22 protein-coding genes are annotated in these 26,664 nt (G+C 61.6%); 10 read left to right on the plus strand and 12 right to left on the minus strand.

The features are described from left to right. Positions 1-44: 44 nt before the first annotated feature. The 6 genes from RN629_RS05285 to RN629_RS05310 all read right to left on the minus strand — a co-directional run bounded on the left by RN629_RS05285 (position 45) and on the right by RN629_RS05310 (position 6,906). A complete protein-coding gene (locus RN629_RS05285; RefSeq protein ID WP_407034227.1) occupies positions 45-320 on the minus strand; it encodes a hypothetical protein in 276 nt (91 codons plus the stop codon). A 358-nt stretch (positions 321-678) separates the two neighbouring features. Further along, entirely contained in the window at positions 679-2,514 is a 1,836-nt protein-coding gene (locus tag RN629_RS05290; protein WP_407034228.1) for a putative porin, read from the minus strand. Between the two features lie 49 nt (positions 2,515-2,563). Then, positions 2,564-3,286: a cell envelope integrity protein TolA gene (locus RN629_RS05295; protein WP_407034229.1), complete on the minus strand. Its 723-nt coding sequence runs from the start codon at positions 3,284-3,286 to the stop codon at positions 2,564-2,566. Continuing rightward, complete coding sequence (locus RN629_RS05300; RefSeq protein WP_407034230.1) at positions 3,286-3,717, minus strand: ExbD/TolR family protein; 432 nt, start codon at positions 3,715-3,717, stop codon at positions 3,286-3,288. Before RN629_RS05300 ends, RN629_RS05295 begins: the two co-directional genes overlap by 1 nt. 25 nt (positions 3,718-3,742) lie before the next feature. Then, the gene (locus RN629_RS05305) at positions 3,743-5,476 is read right to left on the minus strand and encodes a DUF2341 domain-containing protein (RefSeq protein ID WP_407034231.1); all 1,734 of its coding nucleotides are present in this window, start codon (positions 5,474-5,476) and stop codon (positions 3,743-3,745) included. Continuing rightward, positions 5,476-6,906 (minus strand): ShlB/FhaC/HecB family hemolysin secretion/activation protein, encoded by a 1,431-nt coding sequence (locus RN629_RS05310; RefSeq protein ID WP_407034232.1) that lies wholly within the window; start codon positions 6,904-6,906, stop codon positions 5,476-5,478. Before RN629_RS05310 ends, RN629_RS05305 begins: the two co-directional genes overlap by 1 nt. On the opposite strand from RN629_RS05310, the gene RN629_RS05315 reads away from it, so the two are divergent. Beyond that, the gene (locus RN629_RS05315; protein ID WP_407034233.1) at positions 6,878-7,198 is read left to right on the plus strand and encodes a hypothetical protein; all 321 of its coding nucleotides are present in this window, start codon (positions 6,878-6,880) and stop codon (positions 7,196-7,198) included. The two genes, RN629_RS05310 and RN629_RS05315, sit on opposite strands and share 29 nt — an antisense overlap. 273 nt (positions 7,199-7,471) lie before the next feature. Here RN629_RS05315 and RN629_RS05320 read toward each other — a convergent pair whose 3' ends face one another. Further along, positions 7,472-8,398 (minus strand): AraC family transcriptional regulator, encoded by a 927-nt coding sequence (locus tag RN629_RS05320; RefSeq protein ID WP_407034234.1) that lies wholly within the window; start codon positions 8,396-8,398, stop codon positions 7,472-7,474. A 176-nt stretch (positions 8,399-8,574) separates the two neighbouring features. Here RN629_RS05320 and RN629_RS05325 point away from each other — a divergent pair, with 176 nt between their 5' ends. The 4 genes from RN629_RS05325 (at position 8,575) to RN629_RS05340 (ending at position 11,557) form a co-directional block, all read left to right on the plus strand. Next, positions 8,575-9,246 (plus strand): energy transducer TonB family protein, encoded by a 672-nt coding sequence (locus tag RN629_RS05325; protein ID WP_407034235.1) that lies wholly within the window; start codon positions 8,575-8,577, stop codon positions 9,244-9,246. A 79-nt stretch (positions 9,247-9,325) separates the two neighbouring features. Next, positions 9,326-10,021, plus strand: a complete 696-nt coding sequence (locus tag RN629_RS05330; RefSeq protein ID WP_407034236.1) for an STN domain-containing protein — start codon at positions 9,326-9,328, stop codon at positions 10,019-10,021. After that, complete coding sequence (locus RN629_RS05335; protein WP_407034237.1) at positions 10,018-10,566, plus strand: RNA polymerase sigma factor; 549 nt, start codon at positions 10,018-10,020, stop codon at positions 10,564-10,566. The genes RN629_RS05330 and RN629_RS05335 overlap by 4 nt, the downstream gene beginning before the upstream one ends. A 55-nt stretch (positions 10,567-10,621) precedes the next feature. Beyond that, positions 10,622-11,557 (plus strand): FecR family protein, encoded by a 936-nt coding sequence (locus RN629_RS05340; RefSeq protein ID WP_407034238.1) that lies wholly within the window; start codon positions 10,622-10,624, stop codon positions 11,555-11,557. A 115-nt stretch (positions 11,558-11,672) separates the two neighbouring features. Here the strand turns inward: RN629_RS05340 and RN629_RS05345 are convergent, their stop codons facing one another. After that, positions 11,673-13,055, minus strand: coding sequence for an aminotransferase-like domain-containing protein (locus tag RN629_RS05345; RefSeq protein WP_407034239.1), 1,383 nt, complete (start codon positions 13,053-13,055; stop codon positions 11,673-11,675). Between the two features lie 135 nt (positions 13,056-13,190). Between RN629_RS05345 and RN629_RS05350 the strand changes: the two genes are divergently transcribed. The 4 genes from RN629_RS05350 to RN629_RS05365 all read left to right on the plus strand — a co-directional run bounded on the left by RN629_RS05350 (position 13,191) and on the right by RN629_RS05365 (position 17,739). Continuing rightward, positions 13,191-14,489: an aminotransferase class I/II-fold pyridoxal phosphate-dependent enzyme gene (locus tag RN629_RS05350; protein ID WP_407034240.1), complete on the plus strand. Its 1,299-nt coding sequence runs from the start codon at positions 13,191-13,193 to the stop codon at positions 14,487-14,489. A gap of 25 nt (positions 14,490-14,514) precedes the next feature. After that, positions 14,515-15,321, plus strand: coding sequence for a TSUP family transporter (locus tag RN629_RS05355; protein ID WP_407034241.1), 807 nt, complete (start codon positions 14,515-14,517; stop codon positions 15,319-15,321). Between the two features lie 97 nt (positions 15,322-15,418). Continuing rightward, a complete protein-coding gene (locus RN629_RS05360; RefSeq protein ID WP_407034242.1) occupies positions 15,419-16,564 on the plus strand; it encodes a Fe(II)-2OG oxygenase family protein in 1,146 nt (381 codons plus the stop codon). A 77-nt stretch (positions 16,565-16,641) separates the two neighbouring features. Beyond that, positions 16,642-17,739 carry an alpha-hydroxy acid oxidase gene (locus tag RN629_RS05365; protein WP_407034243.1) on the plus strand — a complete coding sequence of 366 codons (1,098 nt, stop codon included), beginning with the start codon at positions 16,642-16,644 and terminating at the stop codon, positions 17,737-17,739. A gap of 603 nt (positions 17,740-18,342) precedes the next feature. On the opposite strand, the gene RN629_RS05370 is transcribed toward RN629_RS05365, so the two are convergent. The 4 genes from RN629_RS05370 to RN629_RS05385 all read right to left on the minus strand — a co-directional run bounded on the left by RN629_RS05370 (position 18,343) and on the right by RN629_RS05385 (position 25,543). Continuing rightward, complete coding sequence (locus tag RN629_RS05370; RefSeq protein ID WP_407034244.1) at positions 18,343-20,022, minus strand: aspartate:alanine exchanger family transporter; 1,680 nt, start codon at positions 20,020-20,022, stop codon at positions 18,343-18,345. Positions 20,023-20,092: 70 nt separating this feature from the next. Further along, positions 20,093-21,745 carry an NAD-dependent malic enzyme gene (locus RN629_RS05375; protein ID WP_407034245.1) on the minus strand — a complete coding sequence of 551 codons (1,653 nt, stop codon included), beginning with the start codon at positions 21,743-21,745 and terminating at the stop codon, positions 20,093-20,095. 566 nt (positions 21,746-22,311) lie between these two features. Next, complete coding sequence (locus tag RN629_RS05380) at positions 22,312-23,637, minus strand: sigma-54-dependent transcriptional regulator (RefSeq protein WP_407034246.1); 1,326 nt, start codon at positions 23,635-23,637, stop codon at positions 22,312-22,314. Continuing rightward, on the minus strand, positions 23,630-25,543 hold the full coding sequence (locus RN629_RS05385) for a sensor histidine kinase (RefSeq protein WP_407034247.1): 1,914 nt from the start codon (positions 25,541-25,543) through the stop codon (positions 23,630-23,632). Before RN629_RS05385 ends, RN629_RS05380 begins: the two co-directional genes overlap by 8 nt. A 519-nt stretch (positions 25,544-26,062) precedes the next feature. Here RN629_RS05385 and RN629_RS05390 point away from each other — a divergent pair. Next, a complete protein-coding gene (locus tag RN629_RS05390) occupies positions 26,063-26,563 on the plus strand; it encodes an RNA polymerase sigma factor (protein WP_407034306.1) in 501 nt (166 codons plus the stop codon). Positions 26,564-26,664 lie beyond the last annotated feature (101 nt).

The raw sequence follows: 26,664 nt of genomic DNA on the forward strand, positions 1-26,664 counted from the left end.
TGGGGCTGCGTCCGGAGCGTGGTGCCCCGTCGAATACTGGATGGTCATGGGCGGCTGCCGGGCACGGCGCCGGGCCGCATTGCGGGCGGCGTGCGATAGGGCCGCTGCGGATGGACCGAGGTGCCGAACATATTGCCCATGCGCTGGCGGGTGGCGGTCTGGTTGGCGACGCCGGTCCGCACGTCGGGTGACGTGGCGTCGATCACAGCCATGTCGATGGTGGCGCGCGCCAACGCCTGGGCCGTGTGCGCCGCCGCCTCGAGTTTCCGGCTGGCACAGTCGAGATGGCCGACCTTCTCGCCGGCGATATCGACGGTCACGCACGACGTCATGACTGGTCTGCGGCCGATGCGACCGGGCACGGGCGCATCCTGCGCGGTGGCGAGATCCCCGCCATTGAGAAATACGGCAAAGGCAAACAGGCCGGCGCGGACGGACCCTGGGAGTGAAGAGGCCCACGCGCCGGCCTGTCGCTCCGCCCGCCCGGAAAGGGAGTGAACGGACGGGACCGGTCCGGCTGACACGTGCCGGACTGGAGCTGAGAAAATGCAGAGCCGCAACGCCCAGCCGCGCACGATCCGGCTACGTCCCGCAAGGGGACTCAGCCGCGCGGCGGACCGAGAGTCACGCAGCCGGGTGGCGAGGAGGAGCGTTGCGGTCAACATGGATGCGGGCCGATCAGAACCGCGTCACGAGATCGACAAAGAGGCGATCGACCGAGAGCGGCGGGCCGGCAACCTCGTTGGACGAGATCCAGCGCGCGCCGATCATGGTGTTATGGCCCAGGCCATAGTTGCCCGAGAGATACCAGCCTTTCACATTGGTGCCGCCCATGCCGAAGTCGCTGTCGGCAAACGCGTCGAGAATCGCGTCGCTTTCCAGGCGGCGATAGGCAAGCATGAGGTTCCAGCCCCCACGCTCGATCGTGCCGCCATCAGCATCGGTGTTGAGGCCGAGCGAGGAACCGACCGTCAGGCGCGCCTGCCAACCTGTGTTGCCGCCGGCATAAGGACCGTTCTGCAGGATCGTCTTGGTCGAATCCTTGGGATCGGGCACCCGCACGCCCGCGCCCAGATTGTTGACCGCAAGGCCGCTCCAGCCCGAGGTGGCGCTGTAGGTGCCGCGCAGCAGGGCGCGGTTCCAGGCGAGATTCCTCACGAAGTCGCCTTCGAGGCGCATGCCAAAGCTGTCGGACGGTGCGAAGTCGACCGCCGCATGGATGTTGAGCACGCGGAACTTGCTGGCGAGACCGAAATACTGGTTCTCCGGGCTGTGGACCGGATCGAGCGGATTGGGGATCACGTTACGGATCGGGAACAGTGTATTTCCCAGCTGCTGGAAGGCAGGGCGCGTCGCGTCGGTCGAGCAGGTCAGTTCATAATATTCGCACGGCGCCGAACGCTGCCCCTGAACATTGTCGTAGTGGAAATAGGCGCCGGCGAGGCGGAAGCGCAGCGCGTCGCTGGGCTGGAAGGCGATCCCGGCCTGCGCGGCGAAGAGATATTTATCCTGGCTCCTGTAAGGTCCGCGCACCCCCGGATAGCTGTTCTTGCCTTCGACATCGGCGGTAGGCGCGTTGCGCGAGCCGAAGTTGAGCGCGGTGTTGAACACCGGGAACGCACCTGCCGTGCCGAATAGCGAGAATTTCTGCGTCACCGGGGCGCTGGCCGAGACGGCGACGCCGTCAAAGCCCATGTCGGGATCGAACATGAGGTCGGTGGTGAAGAAGGGATTGCTGAACCGGCCAAGCTCGATATCCACGCTCTTGACCGGGGTCAGGGTGATCGCGGCGCGGTCGAGCCAGACTTGATAGCCGCCACCGCCGAATGCGCCCAATGTCTGGTTGGTCGAGACCGGGGTGCGGTCATTGCCGGTGGCGACGCGGATATTGGCGCTGATCCATTCATCGACCTGTGCCTTGACGCCGAGACGTGCACGAAGCTGGGCGCGGTTGCGGTTGGCGAGTGTGTTGAGGAAGGCCGGACCGACATAGCCCGGCGTATTGGTGTTGATGTTCTGCGGGTTGCCTTCATTGATGTCGGCATAGTTGGGGAAGATGTCGGCATTGCCCTTGTCGAAGAAGCGCCGCTCGAACCGCGCGCGCACGTCGCCATAGACGCTGATACGGCGGGTCCATTCCGGGGTCTCGCCGGGTTTGGCCCAGCCTTCGGTCTGGGCTTGGCTGGCGAGCTGGCTCTTGACCTGCTCGGTGATCTGGTCGCGCACGACCTGCGGCACATAGGGCACGATCTGGGTGCCGTCGGCGGTGACCCCACCCTGGAGCGGCGCGGCCGTGGTCTGCGCCGGGGCGGCCCGCACCGGCACGGTCGCCTTCGCGATCATCCGGTCGGCCTGGGCCTGGGTCAGAACACCTTCGGCGACGAGCTGCTCGACCAGCAATTTGGGATCGATGGTGGTGTCCTGGGCAAAGGCAGGCGAAGCGCAGGCGGCCGTGCCCGCCGCGCAGGCGAGAAGCAGCGGCCGCAGCCGTTCGTGAAAGATGGACTTGGACATGGCAGTATTCCCCCTGGGAGATGAGGCGCGGAAAGGCTGAGTGGACACATCAGGCTCCCGAGCGGGTAGCGAGTTCGAGCCGCATCGGCGGAAGGCCGGGAGGCGGCGTACGAGAAATCTGGAGACCGACGAGCACCGAGCGCAGGCGCGCGTCGCGGCGGCTGTCGCCTGAGCTGTCGATCACGCGCACGTCGGTAACGCGCCCGGCCTCGTCGACCCGGACCATCAGGCGCACCGTGTAGCGGCCACGGGCCAGTTCGCGGTCGCTCTGCGTGGCGAGCTGGATGGCGCTGCGCACCACCCCTGCATAAGCGGCGAACCCGTCATTACCGCTCCCGCCCGGCCGGCCGCCGATCCGCGTGCCCGAGCCGTTGCCCACGGCGAGGCCGTAATTGCTGGGGCCGGCGCCTTCGCGGGCGGTGAGCGCGCTGTCGCCCTGGGTCGGCTCGGAGGGTTTCGCCTGGTCGGGCGGCGGTGGGTTGTCCTGCGGCTGCTCGATTGGTGGCGCCTCTTTCGGTTCGGGCGGTTTCTCCTGGGGCTTGACCTCGGGCGGCGGCGGCGGGGTTGGGGGGGGCGGCAGGATGACCTGCGTCGTCTTCATCTCGCTGGGCCGCTTGCTCACGATCTGGGCGGTCATGAACGTCCAGATCATGAAGGCGACGAGCGCGATTCCGCCGACCAGCGTGGCTCGGCCCCAAGTCAGGTGACGCGCGATGGGCAAGCTTCGCCGACGCGGACCGTCCGGTCCGCCATTCAGGGCCAGCGCCGCCATTACTGGCCTCCACCAGATGCCGAAACCGGAGGCCGGGTCGAGGCCATGCCCAAGCTCGGCACGCCGACCTTGGAGCACAGGTCAAGCACCTGCATCACCTTGTCATACTGCACCGCCCGGTCGCCGCGCAGGATCACCGCCAGCTTGGGATCGTTGGCGATGGAGGTGCGCAATTGTCCCTCCAGTTCGCTCATTGAAACCGGGATCGCGTCGATCGATACTGTGCCGTCATCGGCTACAGCGATCACCCGGCTTTTCTGTACCTCCAGCGGCTTTGCCGAAGAGGCGCTTGGCAGGTCCACCTTGATTCCTTGCACCGCCGCGGTGGTCAGCAGGATGAAGATGATGAGGAGTACCAGCATCACGTCGATCATCGGCGTGACATTGATCTCGTTATACGGCTTGTCTTCGTCGCCGATCTGCATCGCCATGACCTGAACTCCTTCTCTACGGGGATCAGGCCGTGTGCGCCGCGGCAGGAACATCCTGCCACGTCTCGGCGATGCGCTTCTCCAACTCGTCAGCGAAGATCTGGCCGTGCGCGGTGATCTTCTTCGAGCGGGTGAGCAGCGCATTATAGCCGAACATCGACGGGATCGCGACGACCAGGCCCGCCACCGTCGCCAGCAGCGCGGCGGCGATGCCCGGCGCGATGGCGTTGATGTTGACCTCGCCTGCCGCGGCCACGGCGGCAAAGGTGATCATCACGCCCAGCACCGTGCCAGCCAGACCGATGAACGGACCGCCCGAGATCGAGTTGGTCAGGAACCCCATCCGTTCCTGCAGTTTCTGGTTCTGGAGCACCTGTTCGGCATCGAGTGCCGAACGGATCGCCGCGATCGACTGCGCGCGGATCGCGAAACGGCTGCCGGTGGCGCGCCCCTCCTTCAGGCGTTCGGCCAGTTCGCGGCGGCCCAGCGCATAGATCTGGCCCAGCGTCGAGCTCTCCGAACCGGCACCCGGATCGAAGGCGGGCAGTCCTTCATGATCGCCCGCGCGCTTCGCCTGCGCGCGATAGGAGTCGAGGAAGAGCGCATTGGCCTTCTCGATCCGCCCGAACAGCAGATGCTTGGCGATCATCGTCCACACCGCCAGGATGAACATCACCCCCAGGATCGCGATCACGATCCAGGCGTCGAGCGTCAGCGCGCCGAACAGGATGCCGAAATAACCATGGCCGCCACCGGTCTCGACCTGCTCGGCCGTGTCCGCCAGCACCAGCTTCGCATTCTGGCCTTCGCTCGCTGCGGCAAGTTGGAACATGGCCTGCGGCAAGGCCGCGCCCGCCACGCGAAGCTCGTCCACCTCGCCGGCAAAGCCCACGCCCATCTGCGCCGCGCCGGTCGGCGGGGCCAGCGCCCCTGCGACCTCGCCCGCAGGCTGACCGTTCACATAAAGCAGGCTCTTCTTGCCGTCATTGACCAGCGCGACATTGGCCCAGGTGCCGGCCGCAAGCGCAGCACCCGCCGAGCGCACCCCGCCCTGATCGATGAAGAGCCGGCCGCCTCCGCTCACCAGGCTTACGGCGCCCGGCAGCGTAAAGATGGTGCCATCCGAGCCGGGCTTCACCCAGAAGCTGATCGAGAGCGGCCCGGCCGCGAACGCAGAAGCGGGCAGCGTCATCGGCGCCTTGCCGTCAAGGACCAGGCTCGGCCCGATCAGGCCGCCCGCGTTCCGCGTGTCGCCGCCATGGCCGTTCGCGCCATTGACCGTCGCGTCCCGAGGTGCTCCCGCATTGTTGAAGTGATAGACCAGCCGATAATCCGGGCCGAAGGTCCCGGCGAGGTCCTGACCGTCTTTGGCGTTCTTGTTTCCATAATAGGCATAGATCGCGGAGGCCTGGCCTGGCTGCAGGCCCTGCACATCCACCCAGACCAGCGCCTGTTGGCCCGCCACGTCCCACTTTTCGACGTGGAACTTGAGCGGGGTGCGATCGTCGCCGGCTATGAAACGCAGGTCGGACCCGTCGGGCTTCACATCATCGAAATTGAAATTGCCCTGATGCAGGCGGACAAGGACGGGCGCGCGCGCCACCTCACCGGTGATGCCGGCGGCCTGGGCATTGAGGTTGAGCTTGGTGCGATAGGCATAATCCGCTTCCCACCAGGCGAAGGCTGGCGAGGCGGTGGAGAGCGCGATGACGGCGATCACGCCGCCCATCACGCTCTTCTTCAGAGACGATCGAGACATCAGAATTCCCCCCAGATGCGGAAGCGAGCGAAAATGTCCCCCGAGCGGCTCTCGGAGGTGGAGAAGATCGGCGTGCCGATATCGACCGCGCCGTTAAGGATCTTGAGCAGGCGCACCCGTGCACCGGCGCCCACCGACATCGCCTTGAACAGGTGGTGCTGGCCCGGCAGTGGGGCATGAATGCCGGTCCGGCCGGCATCGTAGAAGACGTGGAAGCGCAATGCGTCGAGCGGTGGCAGGATGTCCGCCAGTTCCGGCGTCCTGAGTTCGGTCTGCATCGCAAAGCCCCAGTCGCCCAGCGCTTCACTCTCATAATAGCCGCGCACGCTCTGCATGCCGCCCAGACTGAACTGCTCGTTCGAGATCAGCGGATCGCCCGCCCATTGGCCCGAAAGATGCGCGTTGAACTGGAAATCGCCCAGCACGTCCTGCGTGTGGTTGCCCTCGACCTTGAACACCACGAAGCTCGGCCGCGCCTGATAGCGCTTCGCGTCGAACCGCTCCTGGCCGTCGCCGATCCCGCGAAAGCCGAATATGGTGCTCAAGGTCAGGTCGCTGTTGCGCCGGTCGCCTGACCAGTCGCCACGCCAGCTTGCCGTCGCCGGGAAATATTCGATCGGCGCCGAGGCGCGGTCCGCGCCCAGCAGCACGTCTTCCTTGAAATGCTTCCAGTCGAACCCGATGGTCAGCGAGTGATAGAAGCCCTCCTGGCTGCCCAGCGACCGGATCAGCCGCACGCCCGCCATGTCGCCCTTGCCGATGACGCTGGTGCCGCCCACGACCGCTATGTCGCTATCCGAATGCACCCCGTAGAGCAGCAATTGCGTGCCCGTGCCCAGCCGCATCAGATAATTGCCCGAGAGCACCTTGGCGTCGTCCAGCCGGCGCGGTGCGGTCTGCACCGAGACGCTCAAGGAGTCGCCGCGGCCCCACATATCGTCATAGCGTACCGTTGCCGACGCGCGCAGGTTGCTCGTCGCCGCACTGGAGAAGTTGTTGATTTCGGCTGAGGCGTGGAATGGCGAGGTTTCGTCGACCGTCAGCACCACGTCGAGCGTGCCTGTCGCGACACCCGCCTTCAGTTCCGGCGTCACCCGTCGGGTCGGCTTGCTGTTCATCGCGACCACGTCGCGCTGAAACTGTGGCAGGTTCGGCGTCTCGCCCGGCGTCAGGGACGGCGCCAGCGCCTTTACCTTGTCCGCATTGCGCGTGTCGCCAGCCACCACCACTCGGCCGATCGCTTGCGGCTGCACCTGCAGGATCAGCACACCCGTGCCCACGGCCTGCTCGGGGATGAACACCGAGACGGCCACATAGCCGGCGTCCTCGAATGCCTTCTGCAGCGCCGCCCGCGCCGCCTCGACGTCCGCCTCGCTCCTGTCCGGGCCCGTGAACGGATAGATGGCCCGCTCCACCACGTCGGGCTTCAAGAGCGTGTTGCCCTTCACCGCAAAACCGCGAATATCGAATGTGGCTGAAGGCGCGGAGGGTGCTCCAGCCTCGCTCGAAGAGGTGTCGGCCTGCCCGGTCGTGGGTGAAAACCTTGGTGAATCCTGCGCGAAAGCAGGCATCGCCGTCAGCGCGGTCGTCACCAGCATGGCAGTCAGCCGCAGCATCGGCGGGAAGCGATGTGCCCCGCACCATCGATCGATTTCTAACATCAAGCCCCCAGACAGGATTCGATTGCGGCTGTTGGCCGTGCGGCACCGCAGCATATCGTGAACGCAATTCTCTTGCCGGTTCGGCTGATTCGTCTCAACGGGAAATTAGTGAAATCCCCGTGTCTCGTGCGCTTCATCCGCATTGGGCGATGTAGTGTTTAAATTATGTGACGATATTGGCGATGTTTGGGATAATGTGTAATTACAATAAGTCTCGATTCCTTTGGAATTAGTGGAAATATAATTGAAAAATTATGGCACAAGAAATCCAAATGCTTTGAATATGCATCAAAGCATTTGGATTTTTAAGGCTTCTCCGCTTGCGCGGAGACGGTCAGCCGCGCACGGCGCGGATGCGTGTCTGGCTTGGAATTTCTCCAAATCGACGTTGGTAGGCGCGCGCAAAAATGGCGGCGGAGGTGAAGCCCAGATCTGCCGCCAGCTGCGTAATCGAACGGCTTTCGCATGCGCTGGCCAAGCGCTCATGCGCCAGATCCAGCCGCGTTTGCTGAACGAACTGGGCAATCGGTATCCCAAAGCATTCGCGAAAATTGCGTTGCAGGGCGAGGATTGTAATTCCTGCGATCCGCGCCAATTCGCGATCGGAACAGTCTGCTTGTGGATCGTCGCGAACATGCGCGATCACACGCTCTACCGAGCGGGCGACCGGAAATGTGTTGGCCGCGAGCCCCGCCGACATCAGCGCCTCAACAAGCGCCGTCAGCAACTCGCCCGAAATATCAGCATTGTCCGCACCCTCGATGGGCTTCTGAACACGGAATTGTCCGAGCAGCCGTCCGATAGCTTGGCCGAAGCCCGATGCTTCGGAGCAATTCAACCGATAATTTGCCGAAGCAAGGCGACAGGGCATGCCGGTCGCATGGGCCGCCGCGATCTGAACATGCGAGCGAGGAATATGAAGGATCAGGGCGGAACTGCCTGCCGTCCCCGCGCGCGCTGTGGTTTCGCGCTTTGCGATCAGCAGCGCGGACGATTGGGACACGAGTTGCGTTTCGCTTCGTGTGCCAACAGCGATGCCGCCACTCAGTGGAACGAGCAGATGAACGGTGGCGGTGTTCGCGGTGAATTGCACGGTGCGCTGCACCGGGAAGCTACGCACCTCCGCATCAAGGCGGCCAATCCGCGCGTGTTGCGAAGGAGGATCGAACAGCACGGCCGGGGCGGCGACCCGGAATTGTCGACGGACATCCGGATCGTCGGCAATGTCTGCGCTGTGACAGTCGCGATGCGCGCGTTGCATGATGTGCTGCCTCCTCACTTTTGGAGACAGGCATCTCACGACGAAGCGAATCATTTTTACGAAAGCTTTGATTTTTCAGATCGGTCCGGGCGACGATGCCGCAGAGATTGGTCATTCGCGAATGTCATCAAGTCGCGACATATCCCGGTTAGGCAGTCCGCTCCGATGACAGAGACATGACAGTGGCGGGTTCCAATCCTGACGGTCCAACGCGATCGCTTGCGTTCTTCATATCATCCGCCATGCATGTCGCAGCGGGTGTGGCGCTATTCTTTTGGCCGGTGCCGGGCATGGATCGTGACGAAAACGTGACGCGTCAACGAGGAGCAGCCTTGGTCATTGAAATGATCCCCCTTGATCGCGAGGGAGCGGTGCCAGAAGACAAGGCCGGCAAGACCGGCAGCATGCCGATGCCCGTCGACATGCCTCTTCGCATGGCGCGCGACCGTGCGCGACCGCAACGCGCTGCCGAAGGTCGCGCTGCCGGTTCGAATGGCCAGAATCAGGAAGCTATCCAGTCCTCGCCGCAGACAGCCCCGGCGGCAACGGATATCCCGACCGCTGAATTGCTGGCCTACCGTGCCCGGCTGCAAGAGCATCTGGATCGCTACCGGGTCTATCCTGCCGCCGCCCGCAGCGGTGGAAAGGAAGGCGTCGTGCAGGTGAGGTTCCTGATCGACCACGAGGGACGGATCATCGACGCCTGGATCGAGAGCAGTTCCGGCGTCGCCGAAATCGACCGGGAAGCGCTGGCTTCCGTGGCGCGTGCGCAACCGATGCCGCCTCCGCCCAGCGCATGGCCGGATAAACTCGACATCAGCTTGCCGATCACGTTCCAGATCAGATGATCATCGGGCGATGCGATGGACGAGACCAACGGGATGGAGAAGGTTCGCGGCTGCGCTGGCAGTCGCCGTTGCTGGACCTATGATGATGGGAGCGCCGTCACTCCACGCTGCGCCACCGGATGGTGAGCGCTATTATGCGATACCGGCGCAACCGCTGGCCGGGGCGCTTGCGGCCTTCGCCAGCGAAAGCGGCGTCGATATCTTCTTTGAAACCGGGCTTGCGAGGGGCCGCGTGTCGGCGCCGCTGAACGGTCGATATACACCGGCCATGGCGTTGCGCACGCTGCTGGCGGGAACCGGGCTTGAAGGTCACTTCACCGATCGCAAATCGGCCTATGTCTTTTCGCCCGGCACCCGATGGGGGGATGCCGCCGGTAGGGCGCACGGCTCCGCCCGTCACTTCTCCAGCGTGCCATCCCTGCAACTCGACATGGCGCAGGTGCGCACATCGCGTTTGATCGGCGGCGGCTCATCCTCATTCACATCCTATGCAAATCGCGCCGTTCGGGAGATTCGATCCATTCTGAACGTCGGGGGCGGCTTCACCGGCCGCCCGTTCGAGGTCGCCATCATTGTCCGTATCGACCGCATGGGCCGGATCGACACCGTAGGCCTGACCACGGAAAGCCGGAAGCGCCACCCCGAACGTGAAACCGAGATTCAAAACCGTCTGGTCGGGTACCAACTGTCGGAGTTGCCGCCCGACGGTTTTGCGTCGCCTCTCCGGTTCGGGGTCAGTTCTGTCACGGTGCCGGCGCGGAAGGATGCGCCGTGACCAAGCCCACGCGCATGATACTGCGCGAATCCCTGATCTCGCGCTATCACTATCTTCGGGACCGACTGACCTCGCGACTCGGATCGCGTGATCTGGCTGGCGAGGCATTGCATGAAACCTGGATTCGTCTCGGCAACGGCCCTGATCTGGCACCTGTCTCGGACCCTGATGCCTATCTTTATCGTGCGGCTCTGAACACGGCTTCAAACCTCAATGCGACTGAACGGCGCCATCTGCTGAACAGGGTCGAGATTCTTGAGATCATCGATATGGCGGACGCCGCGGCCGATCAGGAACGCGTTGCGATCGGCCGCGGCGAAATCGCGGCGTTGCGCCATATCATCAACGAACTGCCCAAGCGCCAGCGCGATATCTTCATCGCCAATTTCAACGGCGAAGCCACCACTGCGGAACTCGCAGAACGCTATGGCGTCACCATCCGCACCATCCAGATCGAGTTGCGTGATGCCGTATTGCACTGTGCGCAACGCATGGAACGAAAGAATCTCTTCGCTCGCGGTGCGTTCCGCCTGTCTAGGAAATAGGAGAATTGTGCATGAGGAACGACACCTGCCATCACAGCAGGAAACCAACTCTGCAATGACGCAGAATGAGCCCGTCCAAGACAATGACGACCGATTGCTTTTCGAGGCAGCCGAATGGCTCGTGCGCCTTGCCTCCGGTGACGTGACGGAATCCGATGCGGCGGAACTTGTCCGCTGGCGGGCGCAGAGTCCGGACCATGATGACGCCTTTCGCAAGGTGGCGAGTATCCACACGCTTACCCGCGCGGTCGCGACGACGCCCGCGCCGGTCATCGACCGTCGCGCGGTTCTGGCGGGCGGGTCCGTGCTTGGTGCGGCGGTGGCGGCGTTCGGCATCATGCAGCCTCCGCTCTCGCTATGGCCTTCGCTGGCGGAGTTGATGGCCGATCATCGCACCGGCGCGGGCGAACGTTATGCCTTCAGCCCGATGGCTGGAGTCGACATCGAGCTAAACTCCCGGACCAGCGTTTCATTGGTCGACAGCGGACGGGGTATTGCGCTCATCAGCGGCGAAGCCTTTGTGGACGCATCTTCGGCCCGCCAGCCGTTCTCCGTCGAAGCTGGCAGCCGACAGATCATTGCCGATGCGGCGATATTGAACGTTCAGGCGCTTGGTGGGGTGCTTCGGATCACCTGTGCGAGAGGCAGAGTGCAATGTCGGCGCGATGGGCACAGGGATGATATCCATGCCGGAGAGCAGCTGGCCTTCGATACCGATAACCGCACCACGCGAACGCGCATCGATCCAGCCAAGGCAGCGGCCTGGCGACGGGGGTTGCTCATCTTCGAAGGAGTGCCGCTCGGAGAGGTGATCGAGCAGATCAACCTCTATCGCGCCGGCCGGATCATTCTTACCGACGCGGCATTGGGGCGACGGTCAGTGAACGGCGTTTTCCATACCGACCGGATCGATAGCGCCGTTGAGCAGATACAACAGGCCCTTGGGTTGCGTTCGCGGCACCTGCCTGGAGGTGTGTTGCTGATGGGCTAGGTGTTCAGTCCCGGCATTTGGTCGATAGGATTGACGATGAACCAGTCGGGCTCTCAGGCGGAAACGCAGCGATCAACCGACTGTTGATCGCTGCCTGCAGTAGGGAGCCGGTTCATCATCCGATGAACGACCCATCGATTTCGGGATCATAGTCCAGAATCTTGGAAATTCCTTGTAGCGCCTGGCCGAGGACGTCACGGTCAATCACGCCACCTAAAGAGATTCGGACGCAATTACTTGCAAATTGTGGTGAGACAGCAAAAGCATCGCTCGGTATGGACGAGATATTCTCGCGTTGCAAACGGGTCAGAAATTCAGCTCTATTCCAGTTTTCCGGCAGGGCAAGCCATGCATGCAGTGCTTCGCCAGAGGTCGTCAGGCGATCTCGACCAAGAATAGTGATCGCCTTTTCGCGCCGCAGGCTCATTTCATCTCGGATTTCCTGTATGAATATCCTCGCAAGACCGCCCTCTATTAATTCGGTAGCGAGAGCCAGTTCCAGGGGCGGGGCGACGCCTCCGCTGACTGTCAATCGAGCGGCAAACAGATGGGTCATCCTTGCCGTGCCGTGCACCACATAGGCAACGCGCATTCCGGACATCATGCTCTTGGCCAGACCGCCAAGATAAATCACTCCTTCCGGGTAAAGAGCTGCAATGGGCGGAGGTGACGCCGCGCCACCGAGAAATCCGTACACATCGTCTTCGATAATCGTGACGGTGTGTTTCGCAGCGATCGCGGCGATTTGTTCCCGACGAGCAATGGACATGGTCGCCGTCGTAGGGTTCTGGCCGGATGGGGTGCAGTACAGCGCCTTGGGCCGGTGCCGCGCGCATGCCTCATCAAAGGCTGCCGGGATTATTCCCTCGCCGTCGAGGGCGACCGGCTCAAGCCTGATCCCCAGGAATCCCGCCAAGTTCTTCGCCGCAGGCCATGTCAGCGCCTCGGTAAGCAATATGCCATCGGTGCCCACCGTCGTCATCAGCAGGGCGGTCAACGCGGCCCGCACGCCACCTGCCAGAGCGACCCGGCTTGCATCGATGGCGGCAGAGCCGAATCGCACCTCGTTCAACCACTCTGCGGCCGCCTCCGAGTCACGCCCATCCTGGATACCCGCTCTGCGGGTAAGGTCGGCGACGCCACGGCTTCTGCCCAGCTTGCTCAGATGATCGGCCAGTCGCCCAGTCGACGCCGTAAGTGGTGGCGAGTTCCCAGAAAGATCGATCAGGCCGGGCGTAGTCGTGGTTGTTCCCCGAGCGACAAATGTGCCGAGACCGCCCCTCGCCTCGACCAGGCCGCGTTGGCGAGCTTCTTCATAAGCTCTTGTAACTGTTGTAAAATTTATTCCAAGCTGGTCGGCTAGGGAGCGCTGTGAAGGAAGAGGCTCGCCCTTTTTCAGGCGACCATTTGCAATGTCATCAGCCAGCGCCTCGACGAGGCCGCGCGATATTCCTCGCGAACTCGGCCGAACCCAGTTGGGAAGCCAGTCTGCGCTCATCATAACAACTCCTGCTTGCGTACGCGACCTTCATCACGTACATATCGCATGCGGATACTTATTGTATGCAATAATACAATGTAACTGTATGCGATAGAATCACCGATAGCAACAGATTGCACATGAAGGTGATACATGGAGAAGCTGTCCAACGAAGCCCTTCGCGCATTCAGGCGCGAAGCCGATGATCGTTACAAGGCGTTCGTGGCTCGGGGCGTATGCCTCGATCTCAGCCGCGGCAATCCTGCCCCTGAGCAGTTGGACTTGTCGCGAGAACTCCTCAACGCGGCGTCGGACGGCGACTATCTCACCTCTGACGGCATCGATTGCCGCGGCTATAATGGAGGCGTGCTGGGGATATCCGAAGCGCGCCATCTTTTCGCTCCCCTGCTCGGTGCCACGCCCGACCAGGTCATGGCATCAGGAAACTCGAGCCTTGCCCTCATGCACGATGCGCTGACATTTGCGTATCTGCATGGAGTGCCGGGAGGCTCGGGAGCGTGGCATAAGGCCGAGCAGCAGACCGCATTTCTCTGTCCGGCCCCCGGATACGATCGGCATTTCCGCATTTGCGAGACGCTTGGGATCCGCATGATCCCCGTCCCGATGCAAGCGGATGGCCCCGATATGGACGTCGTGGAAGAGCTTGCGGCCGATCCGACGGTGCGTGGGATGTGGAGCGTCCCCCAATATTCCAATCCGACCGGCGTTACCTACTCGGAAGAGGTCGTAAGAAGGATTGCGGCGATGCAAACCGGGGCGCCTGATTTCAGAGTGTTCTGGGATAATGCCTACGCGGTTCACGATCTCAACGAAACCGAACAGGAGCGTGTCGCAAGCCTTATAGAAGCCTGCATGCAGGCAGGGCATGCAGATCGTCCTTTCGTATTTGCATCTACGTCCAAAATTACCCTGCCTGGCGCGGGCGTCGCCTTCTTTGCATCGTCTGAAGCTAATCTTTCATGGTTTTGCCACCATGTGAATCGCCGAACAATCGGTCCGAACAAGATCAACCAACTCCGGCACGTCCGATTTCTCGGTGACCTTGACGGCATAAATGCACATATGAGCCGCCACCGTGCGCTATTGAAGCCGAAGTTCGACGCGGTCCTCTCGACCTTGGATGAGCATCTTGGCGGAAAGGACGTCGCGCGCTGGACAAATCCCCGCGGCGGTTACTTCATCAACATCGACCTTCACGGTGGTGGGGCGCGGCGGGTCGCATCATTGGCCCTGGACGCTGGAATCCGCCTTACGCCCGCCGGGGCGACTTTCCCATATGGCGACGACCCTGCCGATCAGAACCTGCGCATCGGTCCGTCCGGCGGGACGGTCGAGGCGCTGCGGACGGCGGCCGAAGGTCTTTCCCTCTCCATTCTTCTGGCGGCTGCGGACGGTCATCTCGCCCGCCGGGCATCCGCGCTCGTCGCCTGAGCGCGCTTCATTCGGGGAGGCGTCCATGAGCGAACTCGACCTTCTGTCCATTGGCGGCCTGTTTCTGGTGTCCGTCGTGGCGGGTTGTTGCGACGCGATCGCGGGCGGCGGCGGCTTGCTGACCGTTCCCGCGCTGATGCTTGCCGGCCTGAATCCGGTCGCCGCGATCGCGACCAACAAGCTTCAGGGATCCGCGGGCACAGTATCAGCGACTCTCGCCTTCGCGCGCAAAGGTTTGATCGACTGGAGAATCGCGCTTCCGATCGGTGGAAGTGCCTTCATCGCCGGCATCCTCGGAGCACTTTCCGTGAATCTGCTTCCGAAACCCTTTGTCAGCGGCGTTGTGCCATTCATATTGATCGGCATCGCGCTCTATTTCGCGCTTGCGCCCAAGATGACCAATGCAGACGCGAAGGCGCGCATTTCGATCGGCATGTTCGCCCTGACGGTCGCGCCCCTGATCGGCTTCTACGATGGAATCTTCGGGCCTGGCGGCGGTTCGTTCTACATGGCGGCATTCGTCAGCTTGCTCGGCTTTGGTGTAGTTCGCGCCACCGCACATACAAAAATGGCCAACGCAGCGAGCAACCTTGGAGGGCTTCTCCTCTTCGCATCCGCGGGCTCAATCTATTGGGCCGTGGGTTTCGTCATGGCGATCGGTGCGTTCACCGGAGCGCAAATCGGCTCAATTCTGGCCATACGTATCGGTGTGAGGCTCATTCGTCCTCTGCTGGTTACAATATCGTGTCTCATGGCGATACGATTGCTTTTCGCTCCCACTAATCCTGTGGGAGGGTTCCTCGCGCGCAGTGTCTCGACCATATTGAATTAGGTCGGTAGTGGTTTCGATAATTATAACTACTTTACCATGATGCAGATAAGAATCTGCGTTGTCCATCAGTAACAGAAACCAACTATTGGAGGCGAAAATGTCTTTCCAAGAAATGTTCGGCCTGTACTCTGAAACTTCACGGATCACTGACTTCGGGGCCATTTGCGAAATCTTCACTGGATCAGAGGGGGGATCCGCCATCGTTTCGATCCGTCCCACCCCCGGCGGATGCGCCCGGCATGCCGTGGTCACGATCAATCCATCTGCGGCGAAAAAGGTCGCCTCGATCGCGTCTGAACGCCGCAGGTGGGGGTCATACGAGGACGATCCAGAAGGTTATGAATATGACGCGCGAATGGCGTTCCTTGACGCTGTTCCCGAGATGACCTCGGGTCTCATGTTCGCAAAAACGGCCGACGCGACCGTCATCGAGGTGCGCGGTCTGCCCATAGATGAGGATTCACCAAAGACCCCGAGCGACGGGGCCGTGACAGAGGCGGACGTGCGATCCTATATCTTCAATCTGGTTGGCAGCTTGGCGGGGTCCCTGAGCCTCCGAGGTTTTGCCTATGCCTCGGAGAACAATGGGCGATTATTGCGTGCGGTCGCGCCGGTACGACGCCTGGCAGCGCAAGCAAGCTCCCAGGGATTCGCAGACGACCTCGGATGGCATCAAGACAATGCCAACCGCTTCATCCCCGGTCTTTCGGAGCCGAAAGAGCAGATACGCGGTCCGATGAACGATTATCAGGCTTTCGTCTGCGTTCATGCGGAAGACGATGTTCCCATGGATGTCGCCGCATTGGACGATATCGTCGCCGAGATCGGTCGACGACATGGGAGCGTCCTCGTCGACATTCTCCACCGTCCTGAGTTCGGCATTTGCCGACCGGCGAGTCACGGCGGGGGGCTCGACGTCGAGGGCGTTCCGCTTCTGGCCCGGGACCGATCAGGTCGGCTCCATGGCCGTTTCCATGCAAGCAATGTGATCGGCCTCACGCCGGAAGCACAGTCGGCCTACGAGCGCTTCAAAGAGATCCTGCGTGCGAGCCGGAGCGGTCTGGAGATCGCGGGAGAGAAAGGTGCCCTGCTTCTCTACGCCAACACCCGCGTCATGCACAGACGCCGATCATTCCGGCCCAGATTTGACGAGCAAGATCGCTATTATATTCGCCTCTACTTGATGAATGCCGATGCGTTGTCGGGCTGGAATAGCCTTATCAATGATCGCGTGTTCCTGTGACCGGCGCGGAAACGCTGGCAGAGGCCGACATCTGCGCCCAACCCGCATCCTACGACTGTCAGACAAGGGGCGATCACATGAACGCGATCAACATCGACGACTTCAAGGATGCGGCTCGCGATATCCTCTCCGAGGATGCATGGAACTACATCGCGGGAGGCTCGGAGGACGAGATCACCATCAGAGACAACGCCCTCGCGTTCAGTCGATGGCGATTGATGCCTCGAATATTGCGGGACATTTCGAAAAGAAGTCCGGTGGTTTCGCTGCTGGGTCAGGAGGTCGCATTACCGGTCGTCCTTGCCCCTACCAGTCCCCTGCGCTTGGCTCATGTCGATGCGGAGCTTGCGGCCGTCAACGCGGCCGCTCGGAGCCACGTCCTGGCCATCTGCAGCATGGATTCGCATTATTCACTGGAAGATACAGCCCGCGCTGATGGACCACTATGGTTCCAGCTTTACTGCTACGGTGACCGAGGCCACATGGCCGAGATCATCAAACGTGCCGAGCATGCCGGCTATAAGGCGCTCGTCGTCACCGTCGACGCCTTTCATCCAGGACGCAGGGAGCGCATGCTTCGCCGTTTGTTTTCGATGCCCGCCAATGTGGGCATGGGTAATCTCAATGGATTGGAATTGGATAGCACCGCTCGCCGGCCCGACGGAAGCATCAAACGCTTCGCATTGACTTGGGCAGATCTCGAATGGCTAGCTAGTTGTACGTCCCTGCCGATCATCCTCAAGGGTATATTGTCGCCTGATGATGCAGACTTGGCGGTGGCGCGGGGCGCTGCTGCAGTGGTTGTCTCGAATCATGGCGGCCGGCAGATCGATCAAGTGCCGGCGAGCCTGGATTGCCTTGCCCCGGTTGTCGAGCGGGTTGGTAGCCGGGCGGAGGTCTATTACGATGGCGGCGTGAGGCGCGGAACCGATGTGCTGAAGGCAATGGCGCTGGGAGCGTCCGCCGTGCTTATCGGCCGAGCCTATATCTGGGGTCTTGCCGTCGCCGGGGAAGAAGGTGTTTCCCGGGTCATCGACATCTTCCGACAAGAGATTGATGTTGCGATGGCACAGCTCGGTTTGGCCGATCTGAAATCAATCGACGCCTCATTCATCGTTCCGTCCACAACATACCCCGGAGATCAAGCGCCGAGGTTGCACAGCATGGTGCGTTGAGGCCGAAAGTCCTACGCCAAATTCGCTCGACCGAAGCCCGACAGACGCCAGAGCATAGACAGGTGGTCCTCTCGCTGCACCGCCCACGAGAGCCTTGCATTCTGGAGGATGATGCTCTCGGGCATCACCCCGGCATGCTCGTTGGTCAGGAACCCGCTGGGGTCGGTTCTCTTTTCGATGCTTCGACGAGTTCGAGGCTGCGAAAACGGAACCGCTCTCACGGGGTGGTTCGGGCTGATCGTCGGTGCGTCGTCGCCTCCGGTGATTCCGGGTGGAAGATGAAGTATAACGGAAGCGAAGGCCCGTAATGGCGGTGTCGCCGCTTGCGGCCCCGGCGAGGTCCGGGGCTTAATAGGGAGATTCTCCAACCTCGAAGGCAATATGGTCACGCAAGGTGGCGCGCTTGTCGTGACATCGGCGCTCGGGAAGCTCGGATACAGGGGCGTCGTCGTCGGGATCATTTCGGCGGCCCCGGGTAGAATCGCCCAGGCGGACGACCTCGACGACCGGCTGGAACACGGGCGGAGTTTCGTGGGGAACCGTCTGCGCTTCCTACAAAGCGGAAACGCCGCCTCTGACCGGAGGCGACGTTTCCAGGAGAGGTCAGAAGAATTTGACGACAGGGATCGTCAGCAGCGCCATGACCAGGCGCGAGGTGGCATAGCCGGTGGCGTAGCCGACGACGGGAACATTGCTCTTGGCCGCCTCCTGAAGCGCGCCCAGTGCGGCCGTGGTCGAACGGGATCCCGCTACTGCGCCGAGCATGATGCCGGGGTGGAACTTGAACACGAAATGCCCGAGGATCAGGCCGACGATGATCGGCACCAGGGTGATGAGCGTACCGGCCAGAAACAGGGTGACGCCGTAATGCTGGATGCCGCCGACGAAGCCGAGCGCCGCGTTGAGGCCGATGCAGGCGATGAAGCCGTTGAGGCCGACATTGTTGAACACCCAGATGGCCGGGCCGGGAATGTGCCCGAAGGTACGCATGGTCGAGCGCAAGTAACCGCAGATGATACCAGCGACAATCGCGCCGACGGCGGTCCCGAGCGACAGCGGAATGCCGCCGATATGGATGGTGAAGGCGCCGATCAGCGAGCCGGCGACGATGCCGAAGGCCATGAATGCCATGTCCGAACCTTCAACCGGACGATCGGCGTAACCCAGTTCCTTGGCGATCGTGGCGACATCCGCCTTGGCGCCGAGAATGGTCAGCACATCGCCGCGCTGGATGCGGGTTTCGAGGTTCATTGGCATTGCGACATCGGAGCGGGTAAACTTGGTGAGAAATACCCCGCGTCCGGGTTCGCCGAACAGGGTGTGGATCAGTTCACCCAGCGTCCTGCCGGCATAGGCCTTGTTGGTGACGACCAGATCCAGCAGTTCCGTGGAAAAGTCCAGTAGCGGCACATCCTTCAGTTCCGGTCCGAACTCGCGGGTATAGGCAAGCAGGGCGGAGAGGCCGCCGGAGACGGCGAGGATGGCGTTTTCGGTCAGAATGGTATCGCGCTGGCAATCGATGATCGAACCGCCCTCTACGGTGCGCATGCGGCGGATGAAAATTTCGTGGCGGAACAACTCCTCCACTTCCGCGACGGACTTGCCGATGAGCGCTTCGCTCGTGAGGCGGACAGCGCGCGCCGAATATTCGCGATAGGCGGTGGTGCCGACCTTCTTGCCGCCATGGGCCGCCTCATATTCCTGGCAGACCTTGACAAGGTCGAAGCCGAGAATTTTCGGGGCGATGGCGGCGAGCATGTAGGCCGAGCCGATGGTCCCGAATGGATAGGTGACGGCATAGGCGACGGGCATCAGGGCCAGCGCGGCTGCCAGTTCCGCTGGTGGCAGACCCGACTGGTTCATGAGATCGGTCGCCACGCCCAACACGGTCGAGTTGGTGTAGCCGCCCGAAAGCAGACCGGCGGTCAGGGCTCCGTTATATCCGAGCGCCTTGCCGAGCAGGATGGCCGTTGCCGCGCCACTCAGACATATGATGATCGAGAAGATCACTTGCGCCAGGCCGTCGCTCTTCAAGGCACGGATGAACTGCGGCCCGACCGAATAGCCCACGGAAAACAGGAACATGGCGAAAAAGGTGGATTGGAGAACGCCGGGCAGCTTGACGCCGACCTGTCCGACGAGCAGCCCGGCGAGCAACGTGCTGGTCACGACGCCGAGGTTGAACTTGCCCATTTTCAGGTTGCCGATCCAGAAACCGATGCCAATGGTCAGGAAGAGGGCGATTTCCGGGTATTTCTGGAGCGTATCGACAAAATAGTGCATGACGGACTCTCTCCGGTTGTCCGGCCGTCATGGCGAAACCATGACGGCCGGAGTGCGCGGGTCGTTGGTGTCAATAGGCCGGGTTGTAGAGCAGGCCCTCGATCCAGGAGCGGATCTCGGCGGGTCGCTCGACCGTCGCGAGACCCGCGTCGAACATATATTCGACGATGCGAGTGGCGGTGGTGATCTCCGTTTCCAGAATATGGTCCTGGCTCGGGAAGAGCATTCCCTTGGCCTGCAGGGAAGGACCGACCTGATCCGCCGTGGCATGGGCGGCAACGATGAAGCATTCATCGTTCAGGCGCGTCGGACGCGCCGCATATGTCGCCAGGCCGATCGCCGGATAGATGTAGAAGTTGTTGGCCTGGCCCGGGCGGTAGGTTTTACCGTCATAGGTGACTTCATCGAACTGGACGCCGGCGGCGAACAGGGCCTTGCCTCCGGACCAGCTATAGGCTTCCTCTGCCGTGCATTCCGCCTTGTGAGTGGGGTTGGACAGCGCGAAGATGATCGGATGCTCGTTCAGGCGGCTGACGGCCTCAATGACTTCCTTCGTGAAAGCCCGTGCTTTGGTGGACACGCCGATCAGGATGGTCGGCTTGAAGTGCTCGATGACGTCGACGAAGTCCTTCGAGGGTGTTTCATCCTGCGCCCAAGGCTTCTGGGCTTCCGTCAAATCGGTGCGTGAGGATTCGAGCAGGCCGTTGACGTCGAACAGGCGGACGCGCTTGCGGGCGTCTTCGGCCGAAAGACCCAGCGTCTGAAGCTCGGCAGCGATCAGCTTGGCGATGCCCAGACCCGCGGAGCCTGCGCCGAGGAAGAGAATGCGCTGGTCAGCCAGCTTGCCGCCTGTCTGCTTCAGGCCAGCATCGATTCCGGCGAGCGCTACCGCCGCGGTACCCTGAATGTCGTCATTGTAGCAAAGGATGGTGTCCTTGTACCGTTCAAGCATCCGGATGGCGTCGGTACCCTTCCAGTCTTCGAAATGGATGCAGCATCCGGGGAAGACTTGATTGACGGCCTGAACGAATTCCTCCGTCAGTTCGTCGAGTTCGGTTTCGGTGACCGGGGCTTCACGCGTGCCGAGATAGAAGGGATCGGCCCGAAGATGCTCGTTCGTGGTTCCGATGTCGAAAAGAACCGGCAACAGGACCTGCGGCGGAACCGCGGCGCAGGCGGTGTAGAGTTGCAGCTTTCCGATCGGAATCCCCATGCCGTTGGCGCCTATGTCGCCCAGCCCCAGAATGCGGCCGCCGGTGGACACGCAAACGAAACGGACATCCTTTTCCGGCCAGTTGCGCAGCACTTCGGCCATCCGGCCTTTCATGTGGCGCGAAATGTACATGCCCCGCGGGCGGCGGTAGAGGTTGCCGAAAGCCTCGCAGGCGTCGGCGACAGTCGGATCGTAAAGGATCGGAATGAAGCGCTTCGGATCGGACATGATCGCCTTGAAGAAGACCGTTTCGTTGCGGGCTTCGAGGTCCATCAGATAGCTGTACTGATCGAGGTCATCCTTGACGCGATCAAGGTGATCGAGAACGCGTTCGACCTGACGGTCGAGCGTTTCGACGGCATGCGGCAAAAGTCCTTCCAGACCAAGCTGGCGGCGCTCGTCGCGCGTATAGGCCGTACCCTTGTTGCAGATCGGATCGTGCAGAAGAGGCACCCCGGAAAGGGTGCTTTGCGAAGCCTTGCTGGGCTTGTTAACGTTGCTGCTTGCCATTGCCATCTTCCTTCTTGGGGCTCTTTTTTGAGCTGGAAAATTCCAAGCCATCCGGCTCGTTCCCATGGAAAAGCAATGATCGTGCCAAGGTCGGTTTGTTATGATAAGTAGTTGATTTTGTATATTAAAAACATGGATCGCGACGATCGGGCGAGAGGATTATACGGATTCCCGAAGATCGGCGTCACGGCCGTCCGGTTGACCGAACAGGCGTGACGCAACACCAAGGATGGCCGCGCGAAGTACAACTGGCGCACGTCGGTGGGAGGCGGAATCGGGGCGAGGATTCCCTTGGCGCCCGAATTCCTATTTCATGGCTTGGACCGATGATCGGGGCGGAGCCGATATGATCCGAGCGTTCCGCGATGATCGACGCAGCCATGACCTGGCTATGTGACGGGGTAGCCTGTCTATGCGCTCGGCAACGCCCGATGGCGGATCGGTATTTCGGTGATTGCCGCGATTGCCATTGCGCGGCCCCGGGCCGTCGTGCCCGGGCAAGCGGGACTGCCGCACAGGCTCGCGGTGTTCTCGCCAGGATACGCTTGGCGGAGGGGAGGGATCCGTCAGGTTTCGCGAACGCGAATGTCGTATTTGCGGATCTTGTCGAACAAGGTCGTCTTGGCGATCGCCATCGCGTCCGCCGTTTTGGAAATGTTGCCGTCGTTGCGTTTCAGTTCCTCGACGATGAGGCCGCGTTCGAAATTCTCCACCGCAGAGGACAAGGAGATGCTGCCACCAGCGGCGTCATGGCCTGGCGCCGTCTTCAGGCCCAGAGCATAGCGTTCGGCCTGGTTGCGGAGTTCCCGCACGTTTCCCGGCCAATTGTGCGCCAGCAATTCGCGGATCACCGACTCGCGCACGGGTGGAGGCTCGCGATCGAGCCGTGAAGCCGCCTGAGTGACGAAATAGTCGAAGAGAAGGGGAATGTCCTCCCTGCGATTGCGCATGGGCGGTAGTTCGATGGTGATGACGTTCAAGCGGAAGTGCAGGTCGCTGCGGAATTTCCCTTCATCGGACAGTTCCAGCAGATCGGCCTTGGTGGCCGCGATCACCCTGAAGTCGACAGGAATCAGCGTGTTGGAGCCGAGGCGTTCCACCACGCGCTCCTGGAGCACGCGCAGGAACTTCACCTGCATCGCCATCGGCATGCTCTCGATCTCGTCGAGGAAGAGCGTGCCGCCATTGGCATGTTCGATCTTGCCGATGCGCTGTCTGGTGGCACCGGAAAAGGCCCCCGCTTCGTGGCCGAAGATCTCGCTCTCGAACAATGTTTCCGGCAGGCCACCGCAATTGAGTGCGACAAACGGACCGGTGCGCCCCGATAGATCATGCAGGCATCTGGCGATCAATTCCTTACCCGTGCCGGTTTCTCCGAGGATCATCACATCGGCGGGAACCGATGACACGCTCTGGACGAGTTCGCGCAGTTCCATCACCGCGGGTGATCGCCCGACGATCCGGTTTTCGAGGTCGCCCTTGGTCGTGAGCTGCCGCCGCAACCGCTTCACCTCCGTGGCAAGGCGTTGCTTCTCCAGCGCCCGCTGCACCACGCCGACGAATTGTTGGGAGGCGAAGGGTTTCTGGATGAAGTCGTAGGCCCCGTCGCGCATGGCTTGCACGGCGGTCGCCACGTCGCCATGGCCCGTAATCATGATGACGGGCAGGTCGGGGTCGCTTGCGGCCAGTTCGGCGAGGAAACTCATGCCGTCCAGCCCGGGCAGGCGGATATCGGAAACGACGACTCCGGGATAGTTCTTCGGCAAGGCCTTGCGGGCGTCCTCGACAGTCTCGAATCCGGTCGCCTTTATCCCTTCAAGGGCCAGCGCCTGAAGGCAGCCAAGCCGAACATCCTCGTCGTCCTCGATGACGATCACATCGGCGTCAGGCATTGGCGTTCTCCATGAGGGGGGCGGCGCGCAGGACCATGCGGAAGACCGCGCCGCCGCCTTCGCCGTTTCTTGCGGTCAGATCCCCGCCGAAACGCCGCACGATGTCTTGCGAGATGGCGAGGCCGAGACCGAGGCCGCTGGTCTTCTTGGTGGTGAAGAAGGGTTCGAACAGTTTTTCCGCGACCGCGCCGCTCAGGCCGTGACCATTGTCGGCAACCTCGACAATCACGCTGTCGCCCTGCGTGGTCAGGGTGATCCAAAGCCTGGGTTCGCCATTGCCATGAACGGCGTCCATCGCATTGCTGATGAGGTTGACCAGCACCTGTTCCAGACGCACCGCATCGCCATGCGCCCCGACAGGGCGCGCCGGCTTGTTGATATCGATCCGGATATGGCCCTTGCTGATCCTGTGACCGAGCAGGGCCACGGCGCTTTCGACGCAAAGCTCGAGATCGACCGGGCCGGTCTCGCCGTCGGTGCGCCGGGCGAAGGATCGCAACTGCCCCGTCAATATGCCCATGCGGCGCACGAGACCGCAGATGCGTTCGAGATTGTGGCGAACGGTACCGGTGTCGTTCAGTTCGAGAAACCGGACGGCGTTTTCCGAAAGCGTCGACAGCGCGGCGAGCGGCTGGTTGATTTCATGGACGAGACCGGCGGAAAGCTGGCCGATCACCGCCAGATTTTCGGTACGGATCAGTTCGTCCTGGAAATTCTGCAATTGCCTTGCCGCCTGGATTCGCTCGGCCACTTCATGGCGCAGTTCCTCGTTGGTCGCGCGCAATTGCTGGTTTCGCTCATCAAATTGCTGAATCAGATTATTATAAGCGTCCTGCAACGCCTCGCGGGTCATCAGCCGCTCCTGGACGGCAAGGTGACGCTGATTGATGATCCGCAAGATCAGCATCGCTACCAGGATCAGGATTGCGGCGATCGTCGCCCGTTCGGCGGCGCGCGCCTTGACGGCCGAATAATCGGAGAGAACCGTCAGCTTCATGCCGACGACCGGGACGAACCGCGCATAGGCGAGATAGGCGCGCGTTTCGTTCCCCAGACCGGCGGTCACGATCATGCCACCGTCGCCAGTGGCCTGCGAAGGCGTCCAGGAAAGCGCGCCCATGACGTGGCGGTTATATTGCTGCGTTTCGTTGAGCTCTTCGATCTTCTGGGGCGGCAGTGGACCGAGGCTGTGATATCTCCATCCGTCATTTGATGAAAGAACGACGATGCGGTTCGCATCCGTCATCAGCATGAGCTGGTCCACGCCGGTGAACCAGTCCTTTTCGAGCTGTCCCAGATCCAGCTTGATCGCCGCGACGCCGACGCGCTTGCCGTCGACCTCGACCGCGGTGGCGAGATAGTATCCCGCAATCTTGTCCGTCGTACCGATCGCATAATAGCCGTTCACGACATCGGGTCTGGCACGCTGAAAATAGGGGCGATAGGAGATGCTACGGCCGACATAGCTGGTTTCATCCCCCCAGTTGCTGGATGCGATGACCTTTCCCGCCAGGTCGATCAGGAAGACCTGGCGCGTCCTGGCGACATCGTTGAGACGGGACAGATAGCGGTCCATCGCATTGATCCGGCTCCTTCGGTCTCGCGACTGCATGAATGCGATGACATCATGGTCCATGGCGATGGTGAGTGGCAGGGTGCCGTGCTTGTCGATTTCCCGTTCCAGGCGGCTGATGGCGCCGTCGAGTTGACTTCCCCCCTGCCGGGTCAGCTCGGCAAGGCCGTGCCGCTGCGCCCAGAAATAGGTGGCGAAGAACCCGCTCGCCGTGAAAAACAGGGTAAGGACCATAAAGGTGAGAAAGCCGCGCCGCCGCTGCCGCCGTACGCAGTCCATTTCGGTGAAGATGTCGGGGTCGAGCATCCTGTCACCGGCGTGACGGCATTTCATCCTGCACCGCGTTTTATATCGGCAAGGTATTGTGCGCAGGTCGGACATGCCGCTCGCCCTATGATCCGATATTGCCGCCTTCATCTCTTCATTACTCGTTGTGGCGGGCCCTTAGAATGGCATTCAGGCCCGTTGTCACGTTCATGCAAATCATGTTCGATGATGCCTTGTCTCTCGATAAGCAAGGATCATGCCGTCTTTCGGTTTAGGCTATGTAATTGACAGATAAAATAATTTCCCGGCATCATCCGATGTGTTGTTCGGAAAACCGAATGATGGGGAAACAGCTATTCGGTTTTCCGACTGCATCGGTATGCCGTGCACGATGCGCCCATGAAGCGTCTCGCGCTCGACGGGATACCCCGTTTTCAGTGTATTGGCTTGGGGCAGAGGCTGTCTCTCCGACCAGATCATGGGCCAGTGAGGGCGGGGGAGGAACGCCGGGGCAACTGTTTGTTGCGACTACTTCTCAATCGCGCTATCGGCGTTGCATATCTTGGTAGACTGAGGTGGCGGGCCATGGCGGATAAGGCGTTGTCACGCCTCTATGCCGTCCATTGGCGCGGTATCAGGGCGTATTTGAACAGCAGGCTTGGCAATCCCGCCATGGCCGACGATCTGGCGCAGGAGACGTTCCTGCGCATGGTCGAAGGCGGGGCCGGGAATATGATCGTCAATGGCCGGGCCTGGCTCTATCGTACCGCGCATAATCTTGCTGTCGATCACCACCGGCAGGAAGCGCGGCGGCGCACCGATGCACTTGATGGCGAACAACTGGCAGCGATCGCCGATGATAGCCCACGACAGGATGACGTCGCCGCCGCCCGCGACGCATTGGATCAACTGCGTCACACTCTGGAAGAATTGCCCGAGCGGACGCAACAGGTGTTCGTTGCGGTTCGGATCGATGGATTGACCTATGCTCAGGCGGCGAAGCGATTGGGCATCTCCGACTCCTCCGTGCAAAAGCATCTTGCCCGCGCCGTTCATCACGTGATGCGGCACGCCAGGCCGCTATAAATATTTTAACCGCGACAATTACCGAATTGGCGCTGCTCGAACGTCCTGTGCAGAGAATGGGATGAGGTTGCCCGAATGGTGTCGAGAATAGGGGCTGTCAT

This window comes from Facivitalis istanbulensis, from assembly GCF_040560405.1.
Classification (GTDB): Bacteria; Pseudomonadota; Alphaproteobacteria; order Sphingomonadales; family Sphingomonadaceae; genus Sphingomonas; species Sphingomonas istanbulensis.